Raw genomic sequence first — 8,659 nt, 5'->3', positions numbered from 1 at the left:
GGGGCGCGAAGCGGCCCCAATCAATTCCGGCCTGAAACGCTTACTTGCGCTTCATCGACAGGAAGAACTCGTCGTTGGTCTTGGTCTGCTTGAGCTTGTCGACCAGGAACTCGATGGCGGCGATTTCGTCCATCGGGTGCAGCAGCTTGCGCAGAATCCACATGCGCTGCAGTTCGTCGTCGGCGGTCAGCAACTCTTCGCGGCGGGTACCGGAACGGTTGATGTTGATGGCCGGGAACACCCGCTTCTCGGCGATGCGACGGTCCAGTGGCAGCTCCATGTTGCCGGTGCCCTTGAACTCTTCGTAGATCACTTCATCCATCTTCGAGCCGGTTTCGACCAGCGCGGTAGCGATAATGGTCAGCGAACCACCTTCCTCGATGTTACGCGCGGCACCGAAGAAGCGCTTCGGCTTCTCCAGGGCATGGGCGTCGACACCACCGGTCAGCACCTTGCCGGAGCTCGGGATCACGGTGTTGTAGGCTCGCGCCAGACGGGTGATGGAGTCCAGCAGGATGACCACATCCTTCTTGTGCTCGACCAGGCGCTTGGCCTTCTCGATCACCATCTCGGCAACCTGCACGTGGCGGGTAGGTGGTTCGTCGAAGGTGGAGGCGACCACTTCGCCGCGCACGGTGCGCTGCATTTCGGTCACTTCTTCCGGGCGCTCGTCGATCAGCAGGACGATCAGGTGGCACTCGGGGTTGTTACGGGTGATGTTGGCCGCGATGTTCTGCAGCATGATCGTCTTGCCGGCCTTCGGCGGTGCCACGATCAGGCCACGCTGGCCTTTGCCGATCGGCGCGCACAGGTCGATGACGCGACCGGTCAGGTCTTCGGTGGAGCCGTTACCGGCTTCCATCTTCAGGCGCTTGTTCGGGAACAGCGGCGTCAGGTTTTCGAACAGGATCTTGTTCTTCGCGTTTTCCGGGCGGTCGAAGTTGATGGTGTCGACCTTCAGCAGGGCGAAGTAACGCTCCCCTTCCTTCGGTGGGCGGATCTTGCCGACGATGGTGTCGCCGGTACGCAGGTTGAAGCGGCGGATCTGGCTGGGCGAGACGTAGATATCGTCGGGGCCGGCCAGGTAGGACGCATCAGCCGAACGCAGGAAACCGAAACCATCCTGGAGAATCTCCAGCACGCCGTCACCCGAGATCTCTTCGCCGCTTTTCGCGTGCTTCTTCAGCAGGGCGAAAATCACGTCCTGTTTGCGCGAACGGGCCATGTTTTCGATGCCCATCTGTTCGGCCATTTCCAAAAGATCGGTAATCGGCTTTTGCTTGAGTTCAGTCAGGTTCATAAGGGGAGTGACGTAATCATGTAAGAAGGGAGAATTAAGCTTCTGGCTTAATGAGGCCGCGCCGCTGGATGGCGACAGGATCGCGTACTGATTCGAATTAGGGATGCTTCGGCGACGGCGTGTAGAGGGCACTGGAGAAGCAGTGCGAGGCCGAATGTAACACTTGCTTTTTTCGACGTCTAGTGGTTTTGACGGGGTAAATCGTACCCCTGCAGACCTTTGCGGGCAAAAAAAACCCCGCATTCGCGGGGCTTTTCGCTATCACAGGTGGGCGTCGAGGAACGCGGCCAGCTGCGATTTGGACAGGGCGCCGACCTTGGTGGCCTCGACGTTGCCGTTCTTGAACAGCATCAGGGTCGGGATGCCACGCACGCCGTGCTTGGCCGGGGTTTCCTGGTTCTCGTCGATGTTCAGCTTGGCGACGGTCAGTTTGCCCTCGTAGGTGGCAGCGATGTCGTCCAGAACCGGAGCGATCATCTTGCATGGGCCGCACCATTCAGCCCAGTAGTCAACCAGAACCGGGCCCTGAGCCTGCAGTACTTCGGCTTCGAAGCTGGCGTCGGTGACGTGTTTGATTTTGTCGCTCATGGAAATCTCCAAGGTCGTAAGCAATAAAAAACGTTGCCCATCATAGCCGCACCCGTCTCCTACAGGAAGTCGCGGGCGATTGAGTGTAACTATAGTTGTGCAAGACGCCGCGAATCGAAACTGTCATGCCAGTGTCATAGCATCGAATGGCCTGTTGTCCTGCATCAAGGCCAGCGCAACGGCTGGGTGCCACGCGTTGGCGATAGCCTGCTATCGTGGCACGATTGCCGGGTTAACGACCGAGAACAACCAGATCATGCCGCATACCATCGCGAAGAACCTGTCCCTGATTGCCGCCATCGACCTTGGCTCCAACAGCTTTCACATGGTCGTGGCCAAGGCCCACCATACCGAAATCCGCATTCTCGAGCGGCTCGGCGAGAAGGTGCAGCTGGCCGCCGGCATCGACGAGGGGCGCATGCTCAGCGAAGAAGCCATGGAACGGGGCCTGGACTGCCTCAAGCGCTTTTCCCAGCTGATCAACGGCATGCCCGCCGGCTCGGTGCGCATCGTGGGCACCAACGCCTTGCGCGAAGCGCGCAACCGCAACGAATTCATCCAACGTGCCGAAGCCATCCTCGGCCACCCGGTGGAGGTCATCTCCGGCCGCGAAGAAGCGCGCCTGATCTACCTCGGCGTGTCGCACACCCTCGCCGATACGCCGGGCAAGCGCCTGGTCGCCGACATCGGCGGTGGCAGTACCGAGTTCATCATCGGCCAACGCTTCGAACCGCTGCTGCGCGAAAGCCTGCAGATGGGCTGCGTCAGTTTCACCCAGCGCTACTTCCGCGACGGCAAGATCACCCCGGCCCGCTACGCCCAGGCCTACACCGCCGCGCGCCTGGAGCTGATGAGCATCGAGAATGCCCTGCATCGCCTGACCTGGGACGAGGCCATCGGTTCCTCCGGTACCATCCGCGCCATCGGCGCAGCCATCAAGGCCGGCGGCCTGGGCAATGGCGAGGTCAATGCCGAAGGCCTGGCCTGGGTCAAGCGCAAGCTGTTCAAGCTGGGTGAGGCCGACAAGATCGACTTCGACGGCGTCAAACCTGACCGCCGTACCATTTTCCCGGCAGGCCTGGCGATTCTCGAAGCGATTTTCGATGCGCTTGAACTGCAGCGCATGGACCACTGCGACGGCGCCCTGCGCGAAGGCGTGCTGTTCGACCTGCTAGGCCGCCACCATCACGAAGACGTGCGCGAGCGCACCCTCAACTCGCTGATGGAACGCTACCACGTGGACCAAGGCCAGGCCGCTCGCGTCGAGCGCAAGGCCCTACATGCGTTCGACCAGGTCGCCGAGGCCTGGGACCTGAAAGACGGAAACTGGCGCGACCTGCTGGGTTGGGCGGCGAAGGTGCACGAGATCGGCCTGGACATCGCCCACTACCATTACCACAAGCACGGGGCCTACCTGATCGAGCACTCCGACCTGTCAGGCTTCTCGCGCGAGGACCAGCAGATGATGGCCTTGCTGGTACGCGGCCACCGCCGCAACATCCCCAAGGACAAATACGCCGAACTGGGCGAGGAAGGGGTCAAGCTCCTGCGTCTGTGCGTGCTGCTGCGCTTCGCCATCCTGTTCCATCACATCCGTGGCAACCAGCAGATGCCGAAGGTGGAACTCAAGGCAGCCGGCGACAGCCTGGATGTGGTATTCCCGCAAGGTTGGCTGGAACAGAACCAGCTGACCCAGGCCGACTTCGCCAACGAGGCGGAGTGGCTGGCCCGGGTCGGCTTCGTCCTCAGCGTACGTTGAGGACCGGGTTGCTCAGGCGCTCCAGCAGGGTCGCCTGGGCACTGCGCGGGTTCTGGTTGCCGGTCGGCGTGCTGCGCACGTAGCGCCCGTCTGGCTGCAGGGTCCAGGCGTGGGTGTTGTCGGTCAGGTAGCCTTCCAGCTCCTTCTTCACCCGCAGCAACAGCTTCTTGCCCTCCACCGGGAAGCAGGTCTCGACACGCTTGTCGAGGTTGCGCTCCATCCAGTCGGCACTGGACAGATAGATCTGCTCTTCGCCGCCATTGAGGAAATAGAACACCCGCGTGTGCTCGAGGAAGCGACCGATGATCGATCGCACCTGGATGTTGTGCGAAACCCCCGGGATGCCTGGGCGCAGGCAGCACATGCCACGCACCACCAGGTCGATCTTCACGCCCGACTGGCTGGCCTTGTACAACGCCTTGATGACCTTGGCGTCGGTCAGCGAGTTGAATTTGGCGATGATGTGCGCCGGCTTGCCTTCGAGGGCGAACTGGGTTTCCCGCGCAATCATGTCGAGCATGCCCTTCTTCAGGGTGAACGGCGCGTGCAGCAGCTTCTTCATGCGCAAGGTCTTGCCCATGCCGATCAACTGGCTGAACAGCTTGCCGACGTCCTCGGTCAGGGCGTCGTCGGAGGTCAACAGGCTGTAGTCGGTGTACAGGCGGGCGTTGCCGGCGTGGTAGTTGCCGGTACCCAGGTGCGCATAACGCACGATCTCGCCCTGTTCGCGGCGCAGGATCAGCATCATCTTGGCGTGGGTCTTGAAGCCGACCACACCGTAGATCACCACCGCACCGGCGGCCTGCAGGCGGCTGGCCATCTGCAGGTTGGATTCTTCGTCGAAACGCGCACGCAATTCGATCACCGCGGTGACTTCCTTGCCGTTACGCGCCGCGTCCACCAGTGCGTCGACGATTTCCGAGTTGGCACCGGAGCGGTACAGGGTCTGGCGCACGGCGAGCACGTGTGGGTCCTTGGCAGCCTGGCGCAGCAGGTCGATCACCGGGGTGAACGACTCGAACGGGTGCATCAGCAGGATGTCCTGCTTGCCGATCACGCTGAAGATGTTGTCAGCGTTCTGCAGCAGCTTGGGAATTGCCGGGGTGAATGGCGTGTATTGCAGCTCGGGGTGGCTGTCCAGGCCAGTGATGCTGAACAGGCGGGTGAGGTTGACCGGGCCGTTGACCTGGTACAACTCGCTTTCACTGAGGCTGAACTGCTTGAGCAGGTAGTCCGACAGGTGTTTCGGGCAGGTATCGGCCACTTCCAGGCGCACGGCATCGCCATAGCGGCGCGAGAACAACTCGCCGCGCAGCGCGCGGGCCAGGTCGTCGACCTCCTCGGAGTCCAGCGCCAGGTCGGCGTTGCGGGTCAGGCGGAACTGGTAGCAGCCCTTTACCTTCATGCCCTGGAACAGGTCGTCGGCGTGCGCGTGGATCATCGACGACAGGAACACATAGTTGTCCCCTGCGCCACCCACCTCCTCCGGCACGCGGATGACCCGCGGCAGCAGGCGCGGGGCCGGGATGATCGCCAGGCCGGAATCGCGGCCGAAGGCGTCGACCCCCTCGAGCTCGACGATGAAGTTGAGGCTCTTGTTCACCAGCAGCGGGAACGGGTGGGTCGGGTCGAGGCCGATCGGGGTGATGATCGGGGCGATTTCGTCGCGGAAGTAACGGCGCACCCAGGTCTTGAGCTTGGGTGTCCAGTAACGGCGGCGGATGAAGCGGATCTGGTGCTTTTCCAGCTCTGGCAGCAGCACATCGTTGAGGATCGCGTACTGGCGCTCCACTTCGCTGTGCACCAGCTCGCTGATGCGCGCCAGCGCCTGGTGCGGCTGCAGGCCGTCGGCGCCGGCCAGTTCCCGGGCAAAATTGATCTGCTTCTTCAGGCCCGCGACGCGGATCTCGAAGAACTCGTCGAGGTTGCTGGAAAAGATCAGCAGGAACTTGAGTCGTTCGAGCAGCGGGTAGCTCTCGTCCAGCGCCTGTTCCAGCACGCGGATGTTGAACTGCAGTTGCGAGAGTTCGCGATGAATGTACAGGCTGCTGTCGTCCAGGCCGGGAACGGCAATGGCCGGGGCCGGTGCTGGCGCCGGGGTCGCAGGACCGGCCGCTGGTTCTACGGCAGGCGCGGGCGCCGGCGGCAAGTCTGGCGGGGTCTGCACCATCTCTTCGGGGATTTCCTGAGCATCCTTGATCGCGACAGGGGTTAGCACTTCATTATTCATCTGGCGTTCCTGAGGACGTTAACGCCCTATCATCAATTGAGCGGCAAGATAAGCGCCCATTATGACGCCTGTGTTACACGCCAGGGCAAGCGATGGCGCGCGCCTTCGGGCATTCTCGGTACAGGAAATGTTCACGTCGAGACACATTTGGACACTTTCATGAATGCGCGCGAAGGGGTAGGCTGCGCGTTCATTTCGCCAGCACCTCAGAAAATGCTTCAACAATTCCTGCAGGATTTCGGCTACTTCGCCCTTTTTCTTGGCACCTTCTTCGAAGGCGAGACCATTCTGGTGCTTGCGGGATTCCTTGCGTTCCGCGGTTACATGGACATCAACCTGGTGTGCCTGGTGGCCTTTTTCGGCAGTTATGCCGGCGATCAGCTGTGGTACTTCATGGGCCGTCGCCACGGCCGCAGGATTCTGGCGCGCAGGCCACGCTGGCAGGCGATGGGCGACCGCGCGCTGGACCACATCCGTCGCCACCCCGACATCTGGGTACTGAGCTTCCGCTTCGTCTATGGCCTGCGTACGGTCATGCCGGTGGCCATCGGCCTGTCGGGCTACCCGCCGCGCCGCTACCTGCTGCTGAATGGTCTTGGCGCGGCGATCTGGGCAGTCGCCCTGGGCGCGGCCGCGTACCACTTCGGCGCTATTCTCGAAGGCCTGCTGGGTAACGTGAAGCGCTACGAGCTCTGGGTACTGGGTGGCCTGCTGGCGCTGGGTGGCCTGCTATGGCTGCGCCGGCGCTTCCGTACCCTGCGTGCGGAGCGCAAGGCGGCGGACCAGGCCCAGGCCCCACAAGCTGAGCAGGCCGTAAGCCACGAGCAGGAACCAGGCCAGCGGCACGACCACCGCTAGGCCCGATATACCGGCCAGGTACAGCGCCGGCACGCTTGCCACCAGCCGTACCTGTTCCAGGCGCGTGGCCCATGGCCGGTTTTCCAGGAGCGCGCCCAGCACGAACAAGCCAAACGCCATCAACGACCAGCCGAGCACCAGCGCGGCGGTTGGCACGCGCTCGGCCACGCCCATCAAATAGCTGCCCAGCGTCAGGTAAACCATGAATTGTGCCGCCACGTAGGCCTGCTGCGGGCGGCCCAGGGCAACCTCGAACTTGCGAAACAAGGCCAGGGCCTGCTTGCCATGCGGGTAGCGGGCGGCTACATCGGCCGGGCGCCAACCGGTGGGCATGAACCAGATGCGCAGCTTGTCCCACAGGCTGTCGGCACGCCGGGCGTCCTGCCATAGCTGGGCATAGAACTGCAGGTTGGCCCACAGCGGATTCCAACTGGCCAGCGGCGTGGTCACGCCGAACACGACCGGCTCGGCCGGGTCCTCCTCCTTGAAAGTGCCGAACAGACGGTCCCAGAGAATGAACACGCCGCCGTAGTTGCGATCCAAGTAAGCAGGATTTTGCGCATGGTGGACGCGATGGTTGGATGGCGTGATCAACACCCACTCGAGCCAGCCGAGCTTGGCGATATGCCGGGTATGTACCCAGAACTGGTACAACAGGTTGAGCGACGCCACAGTGATGAACACCACTGGCGGCACCCCGACCAGCGCCAACGGCAGGTAGAAGATCCAGGAAAAGATGAAGCCGCTGCTGGTCTGGCGCAGTGCGGTGGTGAGGTTGTACTCCTCGCTCTGGTGATGCACCGAATGCGCGGCCCACAGCACGTTGCGCTCGTGGCCCAGACGGTGCAGCCAGTAGTAGCAGAAGTCGTACAGGACAAAGGCCAGCAACCACACCCACCAGGCCTGCGCCGGCAAGCGCAGCAGCGCCAGATGCTCGAATGCGAATGTATAGGCCAGCAGACCCAGCCCCTTGGTCAGCAGCCCGGTGCTGGTCGACAGTGCACCCGTGCTGAGGCTGTTGATCGAGTCGGCCAAGGTGTAGTTGCGCTGCCCACGCACGCGGTCGGCCACCAGCTCAACGGCGATCAACACGAAGAAGAACGGCACGGCCAGCAATATCAGGTCCATGGGCATGAGCTCAGGCGTTATCCGCCAAGATTAGGCCGCGTGCGCCAGAATCCCTATGGCGACATCTGCCAAACTAGAGGACATTTAGCGCCTCGACACTGGAGTAATGAGCATGACAAAAAAAGTAGCGGTGATTCTTTCCGGCTGTGGCGTCTACGACGGCGCCGAGATCCACGAAAGCGTGATCACCCTGCTGCGCCTCGACCAGCGCGGTGCGCAGGTGCAGTGCTTTGCGCCCAACATTGCGCAGCTGCACGTGATCAACCACCTGACCGGCGAGGAGATGCCCGAGTCGCGCAATGTCCTGGTGGAATCGGCGCGTATCGCCCGCGGTCAGGTCAAGGACATTCGCGAAGCCAAGGCCGAGGACTTCGATGCGCTGATCGTACCGGGCGGTTTCGGTGCGGCGAAGAACCTCTCCAACTTTGCCGTGGAAGGCGTCAACTGCAGCGTCAACCCGGACGTGCTGGCCCTGGCCGAAGCCTTCGCCACCGCATGCAAGCCGGTTGGCCTGATCTGCATCTCGCCGGCGCTGGCGGCGAAGATCTACGGACCGGGCGTGGTCTGCACCATCGGTACTGACGCAGACACCGCGGCGGCCGTGGTGAAAATGGGCGGTACCCATGAACAATGCGACGTGCACGATATCGTCGAAGACCCCCAGCGCAAGCTGGTTACTACCCCGGCATACATGGAGGCCAAGTCGATCAGCGAGGCGGCTGGTGGCATCTACAAGCTGGTGGATCGGGTGCTGGAGCTGACCCACGAGTAACGGGTGCAAGATTCAGAATCTGAC

General features: G+C 62.3%; 6 protein-coding genes and 1 pseudogene. 3 read left to right on the top strand and 4 right to left on the bottom strand.

The annotated features are described in order from the left end of the window. Nucleotides 1-40: 40 nt before the first annotated feature. The gene (gene rho / locus QSV36_RS17035) at nt 41-1,300 is read right to left on the bottom strand and encodes a transcription termination factor Rho (RefSeq protein ID WP_003253661.1); all 1,260 of its coding nucleotides are present in this window, start codon (nt 1,298-1,300) and stop codon (nt 41-43) included. 261 nt (nt 1,301-1,561) lie between these two features. After that, nucleotides 1,562-1,888: a thioredoxin TrxA gene (gene trxA, locus QSV36_RS17030; protein ID WP_056794137.1), complete on the bottom strand. Its 327-nt coding sequence runs from the start codon at nt 1,886-1,888 to the stop codon at nt 1,562-1,564. A gap of 256 nt (nt 1,889-2,144) precedes the next feature. On the opposite strand from trxA, the gene ppx reads away from it, so the two are divergent. Next, nucleotides 2,145-3,647 carry an exopolyphosphatase gene (ppx, locus tag QSV36_RS17025; protein WP_289133455.1) on the top strand — a complete coding sequence of 501 codons (1,503 nt, stop codon included), beginning with the start codon at nt 2,145-2,147 and terminating at the stop codon, nt 3,645-3,647. On the opposite strand, the gene ppk1 is transcribed toward ppx, so the two are convergent. Then, nucleotides 3,634-5,877: a polyphosphate kinase 1 gene (ppk1, locus tag QSV36_RS17020; protein WP_289133454.1), complete on the bottom strand. Its 2,244-nt coding sequence runs from the start codon at nt 5,875-5,877 to the stop codon at nt 3,634-3,636. The genes ppx and ppk1 overlap by 14 nt on opposite strands. Before the next feature lie 213 nt (nt 5,878-6,090). Here ppk1 and QSV36_RS17015 point away from each other — a divergent pair, with 213 nt between their 5' ends. After that, complete coding sequence (locus QSV36_RS17015; RefSeq protein ID WP_225779706.1) at nt 6,091-6,735, top strand: DedA family protein; 645 nt, start codon at nt 6,091-6,093, stop codon at nt 6,733-6,735. Between the two features lie 549 nt (nt 6,736-7,284). Here QSV36_RS17015 and QSV36_RS17010 read toward each other — a convergent pair. Further along, a pseudogene (locus QSV36_RS17010) lies at nt 7,285-7,863 on the bottom strand (sterol desaturase family protein); the annotation flags it as partial. A gap of 112 nt (nt 7,864-7,975) precedes the next feature. Between QSV36_RS17010 and elbB the strand changes: the two are divergent. Then, nucleotides 7,976-8,635, top strand: coding sequence for an isoprenoid biosynthesis glyoxalase ElbB (gene elbB, locus QSV36_RS17005; RefSeq protein ID WP_289133453.1), 660 nt, complete (start codon nt 7,976-7,978; stop codon nt 8,633-8,635). Nucleotides 8,636-8,659: the final 24 nt, after the last annotated feature.

This window comes from Pseudomonas sp. BCRC 81390, assembly GCF_030341915.1.
Classification (GTDB): domain Bacteria; phylum Pseudomonadota; class Gammaproteobacteria; order Pseudomonadales; family Pseudomonadaceae; genus Aquipseudomonas.
This window is presented reverse-complemented; position numbering and strand designations above follow the sequence as displayed.

What these genes read in the sequence shown, in the direction of transcription:
- elbB (WP_289133453.1), top strand. Translation starts at nt 7,976, where the DNA reads ATGACAAAAAAAGTAGCGGTGATTCTTTCCGGCTGTGGCGTCTACGAC.
- rho (WP_003253661.1), bottom strand. Translation starts at nt 1,300, where the DNA reads ATGAACCTGACTGAACTCAAGCAAAAGCCGATTACCGATCTTTTGGAA.
- trxA (WP_056794137.1), bottom strand. Translation starts at nt 1,888, where the DNA reads ATGAGCGACAAAATCAAACACGTCACCGACGCCAGCTTCGAAGCCGAA.
- QSV36_RS17015 (WP_225779706.1), top strand. Translation starts at nt 6,091, where the DNA reads ATGCTTCAACAATTCCTGCAGGATTTCGGCTACTTCGCCCTTTTTCTT.
- ppk1 (WP_289133454.1), bottom strand. Translation starts at nt 5,877, where the DNA reads ATGAATAATGAAGTGCTAACCCCTGTCGCGATCAAGGATGCTCAGGAA.
- ppx (WP_289133455.1), top strand. Translation starts at nt 2,145, where the DNA reads ATGCCGCATACCATCGCGAAGAACCTGTCCCTGATTGCCGCCATCGAC.